This is a genomic window from Duganella sp. GW822-FHT06D06 (assembly GCF_058799615.1).
In genome coordinates, this window is the sequence record NZ_JBXALQ010000001.1 from 180,876 (window position 1) to 197,268 (window position 16,393).

Consider the following 16,393-nt stretch of genomic DNA (forward strand, 5'->3'; position numbering starts at 1 on the left):
TCAACCTCCAGAAAGAGCTTGCAAGATATAGACTTTGGAATGCGGCGCGAGCGCATCGTTCAATATTTTTCGCTCGCGCGTGCGTTGTCCGTCGATGAAGATGACGACGTTCTCGCGCAGCCGGCCCTGCTCGTCGAGCACGTAGCCGCGCAGCCGGGGGTGGTCGGCAAAGGCGGCGTCGAGGGCGCTGCGCAGATCGGCCGCGCTGGTCTCCACCTGCGGCACGGTCATGAAGCGGCCCAGTTGCTGGGTAAAAACAAGTTGCGCCATCGTTATGCTTGTTGGTTTGATCGACGGAATTCAGATTCTAGTCCGGTTTCGCATAAAATGAAAACGCATCAACTAACGGAGCAGCGCATGACGATCACACCGCAAGAGCTGGAACTGCTGATGGAAGAAGTGGAGAAGGAAGATCCGATCGATTTCGCCGACCTGCCGTTCGACGAGCACGATCTGCGCGGTCTGATCTCCAACCACCTGTGCGAGATGGCCGAAGCGATGGAATGCTTCAGCGAGGAAGACAAGCACCTGACCCTGCTGGCCGTGGCGGCCAAGCTGGTGCTGGAAAACATGGTGCTGAACATCCAGCTGCTGCGGCGCCACGGCGTGCCGCTCAGCGAATCGACCGACGCGCTACTGAGCCGCCTGCGCAAACGCGACGACGGCTAAAACCCGGGGTTAGCGCACGATCACCAGGTCGGTGACGGCGATGGCTACGCACGGCAGGATGTAGCCTTCGCGCTTTTCGTCCAGGCTCAGGCCCGGCCACTCGATCAGGTAGCGCACCGTGCCGCTGGTGCTCAGGCAGATGCAGGTGCGGCAGGTGCCGTTGCGGCATGAGCTGGGCAGGCGCACGCCGGCGCGTTCGGCGCTTTGCAGCACCGTCGCCGGCGCTTGCGCGTCGAAGCTCAGTCCCCGCCCCGCCAGTGTCACCCGTACCGCTTGCTCCATGCTGGTTCCCGAATTGCCGCCTCAAACCAGCATGATAGCCCCTCAGGCCAGCAGCTTCAGTTTCGGCTTCGCCTGGATCGCCGGCGCCGCAGCGGGGCGCCGTACCGCCAGCCCGCCCTGCAACTTGAACACCGCCATCGCCTGCGACACGCAACGCGTCTGCTGCGCCAGGTTGCCGGCGGCGGCGGCGGCCTGCTCCACCAGCGCCGCGTTCTGCTGCGTGATGTCGTCGATCTGTATCACCGCCTGGTTGACCTGGACGATGCCGTCGCTCTGCTCGCGGGTCGAGTTCGAGATCTCTTCCATCACGCGCGACACCCGGTCCACCGATTCGATCACCTGAGTCATCGTCACGCCGGCGCTGGCGGTCAGCGCCGTGCCGGCCTGCACCTTCAGGATCGACTGGTCGATCAGCAGCTTGATTTCCTTGGCGGCCGTGGCCGAGCGCTGCGCCAGGTGGCGCACTTCGCTGGCCACCACGGCAAAGCCGCGTCCCTGTTCACCGGCGCGCGCCGCCTCCACCGCCGCGTTCAACGCCAGGATATTGGTCTGGAACGCGATGCCGTCGATCAGGCCGATGATGTCGAGCACCTTGTTCGACGAGGCGCTGATGTCGACCATCGTCGACACCACCTGCGACACGATACTGCCGCCCTGCGCCGCCACCACCGACGCCTGCTCGGCCAGCTCATTGGCGCTGGCCACGCTACTGGCGCTCTGCTGGACGGTCGACGTCAACTGCTCCATGCTGGCCGCCGTCTGCTGCAAACTGGACGCTTGCGACTCGGTACGCCCCGACAGATCCATATTGCCGTCGGCGATTTCATCGGTTGCCACCGAGATCTCGTCGAAGTTGGCGCGCACGTCGCCGATGATGCTGTGCAGGTTGATATTCGACTGCCGCAACGCCGCCAGCAGCTGCCCCATTTCATCGTCGCGCTGGATGGCGAAAGTCGCCGTCAGGTCGCCGCCCGCCATCATGCGCGCCGCACGCGTCGCCACGCGCAACGGCAGCGCCACGTTCAGATACAGGCTGCGGCCGAACCACGCCATGCCCAGCATGGCGCCCAGCGCCAGCGCTCCCATCCAGCTGCGCGCCGCGCTGATGCCCGCATCGTCCAGGCCCAGCAGGGCAAAGGCCAGCAAGGCCAGCACGCCACCCGTCAGCAGCGTGGCCGCGCCGATCTGGCGCGCCAGCGACATCTTCAACATGCCCGACAGCCGCGCGACGACGCCGGTCGCCACCACGCGTCCGTTGACGATGCGCAGCCGGCGCGGATTGCCCGCCTTGAACTGGCGATACAGCTCGTCCGCCTCGCGCACCTGCTCGCGACTGGGCTTGGTCCGCACCGACAGGTAGCCGACCGGCTTGCCCTGCTCGATCACCGGCGTCACGTTCGCCATCACCCAATAGTAGTCGCCGTTCTTGCAGCGATTCTTCACCAGGCCGGTCCACGGCATGCCGTCGCGGATGGTCTGCCACAGATCGGCAAACGCTTCGGCCGGCATATCGGGATGGCGCACGATGTTCTGCGGCGCGCCGATCAACTCCTGCTCCGTGAAGCCGCTGACCTCGATGAAATAGGGATTCGCATAGTTGATGTTGCCCTGCAAATCCGTGCTGGAGACGATCGTCTTGCCGTCCTCCATCAGGAATTCGTTTTGAGTGATTGGACTGTTGATGCGCATGGCCATTCCTTTTTTTGTATTTGGGGAAAGGGCGTGCCGGAGTTTGGGGAGCGCCATCGGCCAGTGGCCAACGAGTCCAGAATAAATGGGATATCCCTGCGACAAAGTCACCAATTGTCGCAGGGAATTTTTACTGCCGGTTTTTATTGTCGATTTTTGATCTACATCAATTTTGCCGTGCGCGAACGCAACAGCTGTCAGTCCGGCTTGAAGTTCTGGCCCAGCGACATTGGTTTATTCAACAAGATTGTTTGCGGATTGCGGCAAATGACGACCAGCACCACGATCGTCGCCAGGTAGGGCAGCATCGACAGGAACTCCGACGGAATGTCCAGCCCCATGCCCTGCCCATGGAACTGCAGCACCGTCACGCCGCCGAACAGATAGGCGCCCACCATCACGCCGCGCGGCTTCCACGTCGCGAACACCACCTGCGCCAGCGCGATCCAGCCGCGCCCCGCCGTCATGCCTTCGACCCACATCGGCGTCAGCGCCAGCGACAGGTAGGCGCCGCCCAGGCCGGCCATGGCGCCGCCGAACAGCACCGTGCCGTAGCGCAGGCCGATCACCGGATAGCCGATCGCATGGGCGCTGTGCGGCGACTCGCCCACCGCGCGTATCACCAGCCCGATATGAGTACGGGCCAGCACCCAGCCGATCAGCACCACCAGCAGCACCGAGCCGTACACCATCGCGTCAAAACGGAACAGCAGCGGCCCGACAAACGGCAGATCGGACAGCAGCGGGAAGTGCAGGTGCGGCATCGGCTCCACCGTCTGCCCCACCAGCCCGCGCCCCATGAAGGCCGACAGCCCGAGGCCGAACAGGGTCAGCGCCAATCCTGTGGCAACCTGGTTGGTCTGCAGGGTCAGCACCAGGAAGCCGAAGATCAGCGACATCAGCATACCGGCCGCAATCGCCGCCAAAAGCCCCAGCCACATCTGCCCCGTCCCCAGGGTGACGCCGAAGCCCACCACCGCGCCGACCAGCATCATGCCCTCCATGCCCAGATTGAGCACGCCGGAACGCTCGGTCACCAGCTCGCCCATCGAGGCCACCACCAGCGGCGTGGCGGCGCCCGCCGTGCTGGCGAGGAAGGCGATTAACAGTTCGGTGCTGATCATGCGGTTTCTCCGGCGCTGACGGGCAAGTGGCGCTTGCGCGGCTTGAAGCGATAATGAATGAACAGGTCCGCCGCCAGCAGGTAGAACAGCAGCAGGCCCTGGAACATGCCGGTGATCGCCGACGGCACTTGCAACTCGATCTGCGCCGTCTCGCCGCCGATGTACAGCAGCGACATCAACAAGGCCGACAACACCACGCCCAGCGGATGCAAACGTCCGACATAGGCGACGATGATGGCCGCGAAGCCGTACCCTCCCGACACCGACGGCTGCATCTGCCCCAGCGGCCCCGCCACTTCGCCGACGCCGGCGATGCCGGACAAGGCGCCGCTGACCATGAAGGCCAGCCACACATTGCGCGGCTCGCTGAAGCCGGCGTACAGCGCGGCGGCCGGCGCCATGCCGCTGACCTGCATGCGGTAGCCGGCGAAGGTGTGCTTGCAGAAGAACCAGGCGGCAAGCGCCGCGACCAGCGACAGGATGAAGGCGGCGTTCACCCGCAATTCTTCCACCAGCAGCGGCAAGGTGGCCGAGTCGCTGAACATCTTCGACTGCGGGAAGTTGAAGCCGGCCGGATCGCGCATCGGCCCGTGCACCAGATAGCTCAGCAAGTGATACGCCACGTACACCAGCATCAGGCTCACGAGAATCTCGCTGGTGTTGAAGCGCGTGCGCAGCAGCGCGGGGATCGCCGCCCACAACATGCCGCCCAGCGCACCCGCCAGCAGCATCAGCGGCAGCACCCACCACGCCTGCACTTCGTCGAAGTACAGCGCCACCGCGCCGGCGGCGATCGCGCCCACCGTCAGCTGGCCGTCGGCGCCGATGTTGGCGACGTTGGCGCGGAAGCCGATCGCCAGGCCCACGCCGCACAGGATCAGCGGCGTCGCCTTCAGCAGCAGCTCGCCGACGCCGTACAGTGTGGTCCACGGCTTGATGAAGTAGACGTAGAAGGCATGCAGCGGCTCCTGTCCCAAAAAGAAGAACAGCATGGAGCCGGTCACCAGCATGGCCGCTGCCGCGATCAGCGGCGACGCCAGCATCATCGAACGCGATGGTTCGGGACGTCGTTCAAGCCGCGACATGTTGCGCTCCCTGGTAGTCGAAATCGCCGCTCATCCACACGCCGATCTGGTTGATGCTGGTGCCGGCAGCAGGCACCACCTGCGACAAGCGGCCGTCCGCCAGCACGGCGATGCGGTCGCTCATCATGAACAATTCGTCCAGCTCCTCCGACAACACCAGCACCGCCACGCCCTGGTCGCGCATGTCGATGATGGCCTGCCGTATCAGCATGGCGGCGCCGATGTCCACGCCCCATGTCGGCTGCGCGAACACCATCACCTTGGGCGCCAGCGCGATCTCGCGGCCGACGATGAATTTTTGCAGGTTGCCGCCCGAAAGGCTGGCCGCCGCCGACTGCTCGCCGCCGCACTTGACGTTGAAGCGCTCGATTACCTTGCGCGCGAACTCGCGCACCGCGCCGCGCTGTATCAGGCCGCGCCTGACCATGCCGGTGTTGGCGGCCGGCAGATAGCCGGTCAACAGCGCGTTGTCGGCCAGCGACAGGTCGGGCGCGGCGCCGCGTCCCAGCCGCTCCTCCGGCACGAAGCCCAGTCCCAGCTGGCGGCGTTGCGCCGCATCGAGCTTGCCCACGTCCTGTCCGCGCAGACGGATCGCGCCGCCGCCAGCGGCCAGTGGGCGCTCGCCGGAGATGGCTTTCAACAGCTCCTGCTGGCCATTGCCGGAAATGCCGGCGATGCCGACGATCTCGCCGCTGCGCAGTTCCAGGTTGACGTCCTTAAGGCGCGTGCCGAACGGATCGTCGCTGCGCACATTGAGCTGGTCGAGCGCCAGCAGCACTTCGCCCGGCTCGCGCGGCCGGTGCACGCACACCGGCAGCTCGCGGCCTATCATCAGCTCCGCCAGCGACCTGGCGCTTTCCTCCTTCGGATTGGCGGTGCCGGACACGCGTCCCGCGCGCAGCACGGTGGCCTTGTCGCACAGCGACTGGATTTCATCGAGCTTGTGGCTGATATACAGGATGCTGACGCCTTCGGAGGCCAGGCGTCGCAGCGATTCGAACAGCTTGAGCACCGCGTCCGGCGTCAGCACCGAGGTCGGCTCGTCCATGATCAGCAGGCGCGGCGACTGCAACAGGCAGCGCACGATCTCCACCCGCTGCCGCTCGCCCACCGACATGCTGTGCACCAGCCGTTGCGGGTCCAGCGGCAAACCGTATTGTTCGGAGACGGCGCGGATGCGCGGCGCCAGCGCGGCCGGCGCGATCTTCTCGTCCAGCGCCAGCGCGATGTTCTCGGCCACGGTCAGCGTCTCGAACAGCGCGAAGTGCTGGAACACCATGCCGATGCCCAGCTTGCGCGCGTCGTGCGGGGAATGGATGTGGACCTGCTTCCCCTCCCACATGATCTGGCCTTCATCGGGCTTGGTCACGCCGTAGATGATCTTCATCAGCGTGCTCTTGCCGGCGCCGTTCTCGCCCAGCACGGCGTGGATTTCGCCGGGCATCACGGTCAGGTCGACGGCGGCGTTGGCCACCACCGAAGGGTAGATCTTGGAGATGCCCAGCATCCTCAGGCGCGGCTCTGTCATCGGCGCTTCCCTCATCGGCTTCCCCCATCGTATACAAATTGAATACCAAAACAGACGCAATTAGCATGCCAGTCAGAATCCGCCGGAACGCTCTGTTTTGGGCGGAAGAGTGCACTAAATATGACACACTTCCTCACCAAAAACGTGCGCGGCGCTCAAAAATGAGGACAAAACAAAGTACTTTCGTACACAATACAAGACAGATCCGCAGCGTCAGTTGTACACGATGTAGTTAGCATGGTTCCTGCTTTATGCAGTGTGAGTACCACCCTCACGGAGAATCGATCGATGCCATCACCAGGCAAACGCAAACCTCGCAAGGCCGCGCCAGCGGCCGTCGCCGTGGGCGCGCCTGCCGCCACCAAGCGCGGCACCACCGCCGTCGACCTGCGCATTTATCGCGCGGTCGTCAACGCCGTCATGAGCCACCGCCTGCCGCCCGGCACCCATTTGGGCGAAGCAGATTTCTGCGAACTGTATCAAGTCAGTCGCACCACCGTGCGCAAGGCGCTGCAACGACTGGCGCACGACCACATCATCGAGCTGCGGCCCAATCGCGGCGCGGTGATCGCCTCGCCCACGCCGGAGGAGGCGCGCGACATCTTCGCCGCCCGCCGCGCCATCGAAAGGGAGATCGTGCCGCTGGTGATACGCAACGCCACCCCCGCCTCGCTCAAGCAGATCCGCGCCGCGCTGCACGCAGAGGACCAGGCGCGCCGCACCGGCGACCGCGCCGGCTGGATACGCCTGGGCGGCGAGTTCCACATCCTGCTGGCGGAACTGGCCGGCAACCAGGTGCTGCAACGCTTCATGGCGGAACTGGTGTCGCGCTGCTCGCTGATCATCGCCCTGTACGAAGCGCCCGGCGCCACCATGTGCGAGAACGACGAGCACCAGGACCTGGCCACCCTGATCGAACAGGGAAAAACCAAGGAGGCCATCCATTTGATCGAGCACCACCTGCTGGAAATCGAAGCGCGCCTGCACCTGAATGAGCAGGACAAGAAAGTGAATCTGGCCGAGGCGCTGTCCGGGTACTAGCGGCGTGGCCCGGGAATTGCTAGAGAAGTCGATGAGATTGAATCCAATCGCCTTAACGAATTGGATACAAAAGAAGTTTTTACAAACGCTGTCCACTTATCTCACTGAATGGAGTTCATGATGTCCCGTCTCGCCTCCCGCACCGCCTTCGCCCTCCTCACCTGCTGCGCCTGCGCCGCCCATGCCGCCGACTGGAGCGACACCTCGCTCAGCTACCGCTACGGCACCAAGTTCGCCGAGCCGTTCAACAACCAGGACATCACCAAGAACATCGTCAACCTGAGCAGCGTCTCCGGCTACAAGTACGGCAAGAACTTCTTCAGCGTCGACTTGCTGATGTCGTCGGAAGTGGACCCGTCGTCGGCCGGCGCCAAGAGCGGCGCGCATGAAGCCTATGCGCTGTACCGGCACACGCTGGACCTGGGCAAAGTCACCGGCAAAAGCTGGGCCTTCGGTCCGGTGCGCGGCGTCGGCGCCACCGCCGGCTTTGACTACAACAGCAAGACCGACGCCGGCTACAACTCCAAGAAGCGCATGATCGTGGCCGGCCCGACGCTGATGCTGGACGTGCCGGGCTTCCTCGACGTTAGCCTGTTCGCGCTGTGGGAGAGCAACGCGCCGTACAACTCCTTCACCGGCGCCGCCACGCCGCGCTACGCCTACAAGACCCATCCTATGCTGACCGCCGCCTGGGGCATCCCGTTCGACATCGGCATTCCGCTGTCGTTCGAAGGCTTCGCCAACTTCATCGGCACCAAGGGCAAGAACGAATTCGGCGGCGACACCGCGCGCGAGACCAACATCGACATGCAGATCATGTACGACATGAGCGCCGTGATCAGCGCGCCGAAGAACACCTTCAAGGTCGGCATCGAATACCAGTTCTGGAAAAACAAGTTCGGCAACCCCGACACCAACAATCCGGGCGCCACGGCGAAAACCCCGATGGTGCGCGCCGAGTACCACTTCTAACCATGACCACCAAAGGAAACCGTATGATGAATCGTCGCAAAGTACTGGCACTGGCCGCGCTGGCCGCCGCAAGCATCGGCCTGTCCGCCTCCGCCTTCGCGGCCGAGCCGTTGAAGATAGGCTTCGTCTACGTCGGCCCGGTCGGCGACGCCGGCTGGACCTACGCCCACGACCAGGCCCGCCTGGCGATGGAGAAGGAACTCGGCGCCCAGGTCAAGACCACCTACGTCGAGAACGTGCCGGAAGGCGCGGACGCCGAGCGCGTGATCCGCAAGCTGGTCGCCGGCGGCAACAAGCTGATTTTCACCACCTCCTTCGGCTACATGAATCCGACCGAGAAAGTCGCCAAGTCCACGCCGGGCGTGGTGTTCCTGCACGCCACCGGCGTCAAGACCGGCAAGAACCTGGGCAACTACGAATCGCGCCTGTACGAAGGCGCCTACCTGAACGGCGTCATCGCCGGCAAGATGACCAAGTCCAAGACGCTGGGCTTCATCGCCTCCTTCCCGGTGCCCGAGGTGATCCGCAACATCAACGCCTACACGCTGGGCGCGCAGAGCGTCAATCCCGGCATCAAGACCAAGGTGATCTGGGTGAACTCGTGGTACGACCCGGCCAAGGAACGCCAGGCGGCGGAAACCCTGGTGGCGCAGGGCGCGGATGTGATGGCGCAGAACACCGACTCGCCGGCCACGCTGCAAGTGGCGCAGGAAAAAGGCGTGTACGCGTTCGGCTGGGATTCGGACATGTCCAAGTTCGCGCCGAAGGCGCACCTGACGGCGGCCACCAACAACTGGGCGCCCTACTACATCGAGACCGCCAAAGCGGTCATCGCCGGCACCTGGAAAACCGGCGATTACCACGGCGGCATGAAGGAAGGCATGGTCAAGATGTCGGCCTTGAATGCCGTGGTGCCTGCCGAAGCCGCCAAAGTGTTCGAAGAGAAGAAGGCCGCGCTGACCGCCGGCAGCTTCGCGCCGTTCACCGGTCCGATCAAGGACCAGTCGGGCGCCGTCAAGTACGCTGCCGGCGTGGTGGTGCCGTTGAAGGACCTGCTGTCGATGAACTTCTACGTGCAAGGCGTGGAAGGCTCGATTCCAAAGTAAGCCCCACCTGGGGTCAAGTCTGACATTCGGACACGAGCTCTGCCGTAACAGCGGATACGGCAGAGCTCGTGTCCGAATGTCAGACTTGACCCTCCGCAGGAGACTGTATGCACAACGCCACCGATCAGGATCACGAATTCCTCACCCGCGTGCTGGCATTGGCGCAGCGCTCGCGCGACGAGGGCCATCATCCCTTTGCCGCCATGGTGGTCGCCGCCGACGGCACGGTGATCTCCGAAGCGATGAATGCCTCCAGCAGCGACCGCACCGCGCACGCCGAGATGAACGCGCTGCGCCAGGCATCGCAGCGCCACGGCCCGGAGCAACTGGCGACGGCCACGCTGTACGCCAACGCCGAACCCTGCGCCATGTGCGCCGGCGGCACCTACTGGAGCGGCGTCGGACGGGTGGTGTATGCGATGTCGGAAGCAAGCCTGCTGGCACTGACCGGCAGCGATCCCGAAAATCCGACGCTGTCGCTGCCCTGCCGCGAGGTGTTCGCGCGCGGCCAGCGTCCGACTGAAGTCATCGGGCCGCTGCGAGAGGACGAGGCGCGGCTGGCGCACGCCGGATTCTGGAGAAAATAGCTGATGCATTTCACACAAGTCGAGATCATAATTGTGATCCGGCCTGGTGGAGAGCACAGTGGCAAATCCTACAAAATTGCACGGGTGGCGGTTTGAATGGCGTGCCGCGGCGGTCGCCGCCTGCGCCGCGTTATTGGTCGCTTGCGGCGGTGGTGGCGGTTCCAGTGTTGCCACCGTTCCCTCCGGGCCTAGCGCACCGCTCACGCCCACCGCGCCGGCGGTGCCGGGCGCCTTCGACGACACGCTGGCTTATTCCAGCCTCGCCAACGCCTCGCTGTCCGCGCCCAACGAAAGCGCCGCCGTCATCGCCAGCCATATCCAGCTGAACGGCCAGCAATTCAACTACACCGCCACCACCGGCCACCTGACCGCCACCGACGTCCGCACCGGCAAGGCCTCGGCCTCGTTCTTCTACGTCGCCTACACCGTGGCCGGCACCAGTCCGGCCAAGCGGCCCGTCACCTTCTTCTACAACGGCGGTCCCGGTTCCGCCTCCACCTACCTGCACCTGGGTTCCTTCGGGCCGCGCCGGCTGGTCAGCACCATACCCAGCGCCACCATCGTGCCGGCGCAACTGGTCGACAACCAGGAAACCCTGCTGGCGCAATCGGACCTGGTGTTCGTGGACGCCATCGGCACCGGCTACTCGCAAGCCATCGCGCCCAACACCAACCAGACCTTCTGGGGCGTGGACGCGGACGCCGCCGCCTTTCGCGATTTCGTGCAGCGCTACGTGGCCGTCAACCAGCGCGAGGCCTCGCCCAAGATCCTGTTCGGCGAATCGTATGGCACGCCGCGCACGGCGGTGCTGGCCAACCTGCTGGAACTGGCCGGCGTGCAGGTGGCCGCGGTGGTGTTGCAGTCGTCCATCATGGACTACAACAGCAACTGCGGCGTGCTCGATCCGGGCGCCATCAGCTGCCAGGGCTACGTCCCGACCTACGCCGCCACCAGCGCCTACCACCAGCGCAGCAATCCGCTGCCCACCGATTTCAGCGCCTACGTGCAGCTGGCGCGCAGCTTTGCCGCCGGCGACTATCGCAGCGCCATGACGGCTTACCTGGCCAGCAAGGTTGCACCGCCGGCCGGCGTGATCGCGCAGCTGGTCGGCTACACCGGCCTGCCGGTGTTGACCTGGCAGCAGAACTTCGACATGGGCCCGGACTACTATCGACGCAACGCGCTGCCGGGCAAACTGGTGGGCCGCTACGACGCCCGCGTCTCCGCCCCCAACGGCAGCGCGCTAACGGTCGACGGCGATCCCTCGCTGACGGTCGTCAACGCCGCCTTCGTCAACAGCATCGCGGGCTACCTGTCCGACGAACTGCATTACAGCGCCCGCTCGCGCTACACCGGCTACAACGACATCGTCGATCGATGGAACTTCAGCCACGACGGCAAGCAGCTGCCGGACACCATCCCGGACCTGGCCGCCGCCATGACGCTGAACCCGGGCATGAAGGTGTTGGCCGTCAACGGCTACCACGACCTGGCCACGCCCTTCCACCAGACCGAACTCGATCTGGCGCGTTTGGGTGCCAATCCCTTAATTGTGCTCAAATACTATGCAAGTGGCCATATGACGTATCTAGACGACACTGCGCGGCGGGCCCAGCAAATGGATTTGATTAATTTCTTCAACAGCGTCACAGTGACACCTTAAGCCATGCGCCAGGCTCAATCTGCTGCGCGGGGGAGACGAACATGAAACTGCCAGTCCACATTGCCATGCTGGCCGCCGCCACGGTCGGCGCCTGCGCGTACGCCCAGGTGCCGAATCGGGAAGCCGCGCCGGTCATGATGTCGGCGCCGCTACATCCCGATCCCTACATCCCGCCGGCCATGCGCAAGCCGCCGCGCGACGGCGCCTCCGGCCCGGTATTGCAATTCCAGGCCATGCAAAAGCTGAAAAAACGCTTTGAAGAGGCCGACCTCGACGGTAGCGGCAGCCTGAGCCGCGATGAGGCGCGCAAGGCCGGCCTGGGCTTCGTCGAGAAAAACTTCGACCACATCGACAGCGCCCAGCGCGGCGTGGTCTCCTTCGAGGACCTGAAGACCTTCATCATCCAGCGCCGCGAAGAAGCGCGCTCGCGTTGAGCGGCGCGCGCTTCATCAGCTTACATTCACCGGCTTACAGCTTGTAGTTCAAGCCCAGCAGGAACTGGCGGCCGTAGGTGGTGTAGCGCTCGGGCGCGTACGAGCCGCCCGAGAACGCGTCGCCCTGGCGGGTCTGGTAGGGCGAGTTGTTCAGGTTGTTCACCTGGAACAGGAAGGACAGCCCCTTGTAGCGGCCCTCCTCGATCGCATAGCCAAGTTGCAAGTCGATCTGGCGCTCGGCCAGGATCTCGCTGAAGGAACGCTGTGCGAACAGTCCCGTCACCTCGCCGCGATACGCCGAACGGTAGCGGCGGCTGGCGCGCGCCTGGTAGCCCGATTTCTCATAGTAGACCGTGAAGTTGGACACCACGCCCGACAGCCCCGGCAGCTTCTCCTTGGTGCCCGGACCGTTCGGATGGATCGAGCTTTCGGTGCCGGACATGCTGCCCGTCACGCCGAAGCCTTCCAGCGGCGCATACAGCAGGCCGCCGTCCAGCGCGCCCGACAGCTCGATACCCTTGACCAGGCCGCCGGCGCCGTTGGTCGGCCGGTTCAGCGTGCCGATATCCTGCAGCGGCACCACGCCCGACGGATTCGGGAAGCCGGCGAAGCTGAACGCGGTCTGCTGGTTGTAGATGTAGCTCTGCAGCTTTTTATACCAGAGCGCGGCGGCGATATAGCTGCGCTTGCCGATGTATTTTTCCATCGACAGGTCGTAGGAATTGGCGCGCCACGGCTCCAGCTGCGGGTTGCCGCCGCTGCCGTTCCACATGCGGGTGGTGGCGTCGACCCCGCCCGACACGCCGGCGCGCATGTCCTGCATCTGCGGCCGGGCCACGGTCTTGGCGGCGCCGAAGCGCAGGTTGGTGGTGTCGAGGTACTTGCCGAGGTCGAAGTTCAGGTTCAGGCTGGGCAGCACGTCGGTGTAGTTGGCGCCGCCGCTGATGGTTCCCAGCTTGCCGGCGTTGACGGTGGCGCCGCGCGATTTCTGGTCGACGTTGACCGCTTGCAGGCCGAGGTTGCCGCGCAGCGGGAACGGGCCGACGTCGGTGTCGATGCCCAGCCGGGCGTAGGCGGTGGTGACTTTCTCGGTCACGCCCCAGTCCTGCAGGGCCTGGTCGTCGGGACGGGCCGGCTGCATCGTGTAGTACTTGCCCAGCACGCCCATGACGTCATAGGTCAGCACGCTGGGGATGCCGGCGAAGGCCAGCGCAGTGGACGGCTGGATCAGGTCGGACGAGACCACCGCCGGCGCGCGGCCGTTCTTCAGGTTCCAGTAGTTGTTGGTGTCGGCGTGGGTCTTCTCGCGCTTGCTGAAGTTGACGCCGCCTTCCATGCTGCGGAACATGCCTTCGAGGTCGCGCTTGGCCGAGAACTTGATCGAACCCAGCTTGTCCTCCACCACCGGGTGGTGCATGTCGGCATCCTTGCCCCAGCCGCCGACGTCGGTCAGCTTGATGATGGCCGGGTCGGCGAAGTTGACGCTGGGCGTGAAGGTCGGCAGGCCGCTGGCGGTCGGAATCTTGAACTGGAAGTTGTTGTCGGTGACGTGCGAGCCGGACGGGCCCAGGCCGGCATAGGTTTCCAGCACCTGCTCGCGGCGCTTGGCGGTCGAGTACGACGCGTCGCCCACCAGGGTCCAGCCGTCCTTCTTGTAGGTGTTGTTCCAGCCCACCGCGCCCAGCTGGTCCTTGCGGGTGTTGAAGTCGTTGCGGACGATGGGTTCCAGGTTGACCAGCGAACCGCCCACCAGCAGGCGGGTGCCGCCTATGGTCTGGATTTGCGGGTTGGTATAGGTGACGTCGCTCCACTGGTGCGAGTTCCACATCATGCCCCGCATGGTGGTGTCTTCCTTGAATTCGGAATAGTACAGGTCCAGCGAGGTGCGGAACTCCTTGGACGGACGGTATTCGATCACGCCCATCAGGCCGTCGCGCTTCTGCTTGCGCGAGGTGGCCGTCACCTCGGCGCCTTTCAGCGCCACCACGTCTTCAAAACCCTTGGGCAGCTTGTTGTCGTTGCCCCACCACCACGATTTGTATTCCTGCTGCTGGCCCGGCGAATCCAGGTGGGCGTAGCCGAACGCCACGCCCAGCGTGTTGTTCATGAACTGGTCCACATACGAGGCGCTGACGCGGTTGCCGTTGGCCGGCGTGTTCGCGTTCAGCTTGCCGTTGGAATTGTGCTCGCCGCGCGCGTTGAACACGATGGTGCGTTCGCGGATGTCGAGCGGACGCACGGTGTGCAGGTCCACCGTGCCGGACAGGCCGCCGCCCGCCAGCGATGCGTCGGGCGTCTTGTAGACGGTGACGCCGTTGATCAGCTCGGACGGATACTGGTCGTACTCGGCGCCGCGGTTGTTGCTGGTCGAGACCAGTTCGCGCCCGTTCATCAGGGTGCCGGAGAAGTCCGGCGCCAGGCCGCGGATCGAGATCACCTGGGCCCGGCCCTGGACGCGCTGCGCCGTCAGGCCGGCCAGGCGGGCGATGGATTCGGCGATGCTGACGTCGGGCAGCTTGCCGATGTCTTCGGCGGTGATCGCCTCGACGATGGAATCGGCATCGCGCTTGATCGCCATCGAGGTTTCGATGCTGCGGCGGATGCCGGTGATGACCACCGACTGGACCTCCTTGTCGTCCGCGCCGGCGGACGGTCCCTGCTGCGCCCAGGTCGGGGCGGAAGCGAACACCAGCGCCGCGCAGGCGGCGGCGATCGGTGTCAGTGCGAGTGTTTGGGTTGGCTTGCTCATCATCTGGTCTCTCTTGTATTTTTAGACGGGTGGGAAATACTAACGGCTAACGGAACGGCTGTGGTGCGGTGCTGCTGGTCATCCAGTCCTGCACGGGCTGGTGGACCTCATAGGCCTGGGTGGCAAACGACTTGAACAGGTTTTCTATCTCGGCGATCGGCGCCTTGCTGAAATCGACGGCGGGCACGGCGGCGCCGGCGGCGTTGGTGACCAAGCCCCAGCTGCCGTTGCCCTGGCCGCCGCCGTTGCTGACCACCTTCCAGCTCCACGCCGTGGTGGCCCAGCCATACTTGGCGTAGGTATCGAAGGAGACCCGGGCGACCTGGCCGCCCAGGTCGAGGCCGAGGCCCATCCACGGCTGGGTTTCGCCGATGAAGAAGGCGGTGTCGACGGCCTTGATCTTGTTGTCCCATTCGCACACGCCGCTGTTGCCGCCGCCGCAGGTGAGCCAGTCCTGGTGCACTTGCAGGCCGGTCTGGCCCCAGCCGAACAGGCCGGGATAGAAGTGCATCTCCAGCGCGACATTGCTCATGCCCTGAGCGGCCGGCTTGCCGTAGGCGCCGATGTCGCCGGTGTTGTGGCCGGGCAGTATCACCACGTGCTTGGGATCGACCGCGCGGATCGCCGTGTACAAGGTCTTGACCACGGCGGCCAGGTTGGCGGCGCTGGTGCCCCACGGTTCGTTGAGCACGCTGTAGCCGGCCACCGCCGCGCGCTCCTTGTAGCGGCCGGCCACCTGCTGCCACAGCCAGACGGTGCGCTCCTGGAATTCCGGCGTGGTCCAGTACAGGTTCTTGTTGGCGCAGCCGCTGTGGTGCTCCCAGCCCTGCGAGCCGACCGCGCCGTGCAGGTCGAGGATCACGTACATGCCGCGCTTCTCGGCCTGGGCGATGGCGTCGTCCAGGTAGCGCCAGGCGTCGGCGCGCAGCTGGCGCGGATTTTTTTCATCCTCGACCACGCTGTAGATGAAGGGCAGGCGCACCAGGTTCAGGCCGAACTTCTGCATCTGGTCCCAATCGCGGCTGGTGATCCAGTTGTCGCGGAACAGCTGCATCAGGCGCTGCCGCTCGGCGTAGCCGAAGCGGGCGTCGAAATTGGCCTCCAGCTTGCACTGGTCGTCGATGCCGGCGCTGCCCTGCCCCATCATCCAGAATTCGTTGATCAGCCAGTTGCCCAGGTTGGTGCCCTTGAGCGCCACCTGGCCGCCGTCCGCCTTCAGCCACTTCGTGCCCTGCGTGTGCAGCATGGTCAGCGGCAGCACCGGCACCGGCGTCACCGGGGTCGGCTTGATCGCTGCCACCGGCGGCGCGGGCGGCGTCACCGGCGGCGCCGCGACGCTGGCGCCACCGCCGCTGCCGCAAGCGGCCAACCCTGCAACCAACCCCGCGGCGCACAACACACTCAGCAACCTGGACATCTGTTTCTCCTTTTGTGGAAGCGCTTCCACTTGCGTTCTGAAAAAAC

15 protein-coding genes are annotated in these 16,393 nt (G+C 64.9%); 7 read left to right on the plus strand and 8 right to left on the minus strand.

The features are described from left to right. Entirely contained in the window at positions 1-270 is a 270-nt protein-coding gene (locus tag AC1RMD_RS00880) for a ubiquitin family protein (protein WP_492922737.1), read from the minus strand. An 87-nt stretch (positions 271-357) separates the two neighbouring features. Between AC1RMD_RS00880 and AC1RMD_RS00885 the strand changes: the two genes are divergently transcribed. Further along, positions 358-669 (plus strand): hypothetical protein, encoded by a 312-nt coding sequence (locus AC1RMD_RS00885; RefSeq protein ID WP_492922739.1) that lies wholly within the window; start codon positions 358-360, stop codon positions 667-669. A gap of 9 nt (positions 670-678) precedes the next feature. Here AC1RMD_RS00885 and AC1RMD_RS00890 read toward each other — a convergent pair whose 3' ends face one another. The 5 genes from AC1RMD_RS00890 to AC1RMD_RS00910 form a co-directional block, all read right to left on the minus strand. Beyond that, the gene (locus tag AC1RMD_RS00890) at positions 679-951 is read right to left on the minus strand and encodes a 2Fe-2S iron-sulfur cluster-binding protein (RefSeq protein ID WP_492922741.1); all 273 of its coding nucleotides are present in this window, start codon (positions 949-951) and stop codon (positions 679-681) included. A gap of 42 nt (positions 952-993) precedes the next feature. Beyond that, a complete protein-coding gene (locus AC1RMD_RS00895; protein ID WP_492922743.1) occupies positions 994-2,640 on the minus strand; it encodes a methyl-accepting chemotaxis protein in 1,647 nt (548 codons plus the stop codon). A gap of 197 nt (positions 2,641-2,837) precedes the next feature. Next, complete coding sequence (locus AC1RMD_RS00900) at positions 2,838-3,764, minus strand: ABC transporter permease (RefSeq protein ID WP_492922745.1); 927 nt, start codon at positions 3,762-3,764, stop codon at positions 2,838-2,840. Further along, entirely contained in the window at positions 3,761-4,849 is a 1,089-nt protein-coding gene (locus AC1RMD_RS00905; RefSeq protein WP_492922747.1) for an ABC transporter permease, read from the minus strand. Before AC1RMD_RS00905 ends, AC1RMD_RS00900 begins: the two co-directional genes overlap by 4 nt. Next, positions 4,836-6,377 carry an ABC transporter ATP-binding protein gene (locus tag AC1RMD_RS00910; RefSeq protein WP_492922749.1) on the minus strand — a complete coding sequence of 514 codons (1,542 nt, stop codon included), beginning with the start codon at positions 6,375-6,377 and terminating at the stop codon, positions 4,836-4,838. The genes AC1RMD_RS00905 and AC1RMD_RS00910 overlap by 14 nt, the downstream gene beginning before the upstream one ends. A gap of 288 nt (positions 6,378-6,665) precedes the next feature. Here AC1RMD_RS00910 and AC1RMD_RS00915 point away from each other — a divergent pair, with 288 nt between their 5' ends. From AC1RMD_RS00915 to AC1RMD_RS00940, 6 genes are all read left to right on the plus strand, one after another. Further along, entirely contained in the window at positions 6,666-7,418 is a 753-nt protein-coding gene (locus AC1RMD_RS00915) for a GntR family transcriptional regulator (RefSeq protein WP_492922751.1), read from the plus strand. Positions 7,419-7,538: 120 nt separating this feature from the next. Next, positions 7,539-8,390, plus strand: a complete 852-nt coding sequence (locus tag AC1RMD_RS00920; protein WP_492923549.1) for an outer envelope protein — start codon at positions 7,539-7,541, stop codon at positions 8,388-8,390. Positions 8,391-8,413: 23 nt separating this feature from the next. Continuing rightward, positions 8,414-9,496 carry a BMP family ABC transporter substrate-binding protein gene (locus AC1RMD_RS00925; protein ID WP_492922753.1) on the plus strand — a complete coding sequence of 361 codons (1,083 nt, stop codon included), beginning with the start codon at positions 8,414-8,416 and terminating at the stop codon, positions 9,494-9,496. 107 nt (positions 9,497-9,603) lie between these two features. Then, positions 9,604-10,083: a nucleoside deaminase gene (locus AC1RMD_RS00930; RefSeq protein ID WP_492922755.1), complete on the plus strand. Its 480-nt coding sequence runs from the start codon at positions 9,604-9,606 to the stop codon at positions 10,081-10,083. 58 nt (positions 10,084-10,141) lie between these two features. Next, on the plus strand, positions 10,142-11,746 hold the full coding sequence (locus tag AC1RMD_RS00935) for a S10 family peptidase (RefSeq protein ID WP_492922757.1): 1,605 nt from the start codon (positions 10,142-10,144) through the stop codon (positions 11,744-11,746). 41 nt (positions 11,747-11,787) lie between these two features. Continuing rightward, positions 11,788-12,180: an EF-hand domain-containing protein gene (locus tag AC1RMD_RS00940; protein ID WP_492922759.1), complete on the plus strand. Its 393-nt coding sequence runs from the start codon at positions 11,788-11,790 to the stop codon at positions 12,178-12,180. Positions 12,181-12,214: 34 nt separating this feature from the next. On the opposite strand, the gene AC1RMD_RS00945 is transcribed toward AC1RMD_RS00940, so the two are convergent. Further along, on the minus strand, positions 12,215-14,932 hold the full coding sequence (locus AC1RMD_RS00945; RefSeq protein ID WP_492922761.1) for a TonB-dependent receptor: 2,718 nt from the start codon (positions 14,930-14,932) through the stop codon (positions 12,215-12,217). 43 nt (positions 14,933-14,975) lie between these two features. Continuing rightward, positions 14,976-16,346, minus strand: a complete 1,371-nt coding sequence (locus tag AC1RMD_RS00950; protein ID WP_492922763.1) for a glycoside hydrolase family 5 protein — start codon at positions 16,344-16,346, stop codon at positions 14,976-14,978. Positions 16,347-16,393 lie beyond the last annotated feature (47 nt).

Bases quoted from the DNA above. Each gene is read 5' to 3' on its own strand.
- AC1RMD_RS00880 (WP_492922737.1), bottom strand. From the start codon at position 270: ATGGCGCAACTTGTTTTTACCCAGCAACTGGGCCGCTTCATGACCGTG.
- AC1RMD_RS00885 (WP_492922739.1), top strand. From the start codon at position 358: ATGACGATCACACCGCAAGAGCTGGAACTGCTGATGGAAGAAGTGGAG.
- AC1RMD_RS00890 (WP_492922741.1), bottom strand. From the start codon at position 951: ATGGAGCAAGCGGTACGGGTGACACTGGCGGGGCGGGGACTGAGCTTC.
- AC1RMD_RS00895 (WP_492922743.1), bottom strand. From the start codon at position 2,640: ATGCGCATCAACAGTCCAATCACTCAAAACGAATTCCTGATGGAGGAC.
- AC1RMD_RS00900 (WP_492922745.1), bottom strand. From the start codon at position 3,764: ATGATCAGCACCGAACTGTTAATCGCCTTCCTCGCCAGCACGGCGGGC.
- AC1RMD_RS00905 (WP_492922747.1), bottom strand. From the start codon at position 4,849: ATGTCGCGGCTTGAACGACGTCCCGAACCATCGCGTTCGATGATGCTG.
- AC1RMD_RS00910 (WP_492922749.1), bottom strand. From the start codon at position 6,377: ATGACAGAGCCGCGCCTGAGGATGCTGGGCATCTCCAAGATCTACCCT.
- AC1RMD_RS00915 (WP_492922751.1), top strand. From the start codon at position 6,666: ATGCCATCACCAGGCAAACGCAAACCTCGCAAGGCCGCGCCAGCGGCC.
- AC1RMD_RS00920 (WP_492923549.1), top strand. From the start codon at position 7,539: ATGTCCCGTCTCGCCTCCCGCACCGCCTTCGCCCTCCTCACCTGCTGC.
- AC1RMD_RS00925 (WP_492922753.1), top strand. From the start codon at position 8,414: ATGATGAATCGTCGCAAAGTACTGGCACTGGCCGCGCTGGCCGCCGCA.
- AC1RMD_RS00930 (WP_492922755.1), top strand. From the start codon at position 9,604: ATGCACAACGCCACCGATCAGGATCACGAATTCCTCACCCGCGTGCTG.
- AC1RMD_RS00940 (WP_492922759.1), top strand. From the start codon at position 11,788: ATGAAACTGCCAGTCCACATTGCCATGCTGGCCGCCGCCACGGTCGGC.
- AC1RMD_RS00945 (WP_492922761.1), bottom strand. From the start codon at position 14,932: ATGATGAGCAAGCCAACCCAAACACTCGCACTGACACCGATCGCCGCC.
- AC1RMD_RS00950 (WP_492922763.1), bottom strand. From the start codon at position 16,346: ATGTCCAGGTTGCTGAGTGTGTTGTGCGCCGCGGGGTTGGTTGCAGGG.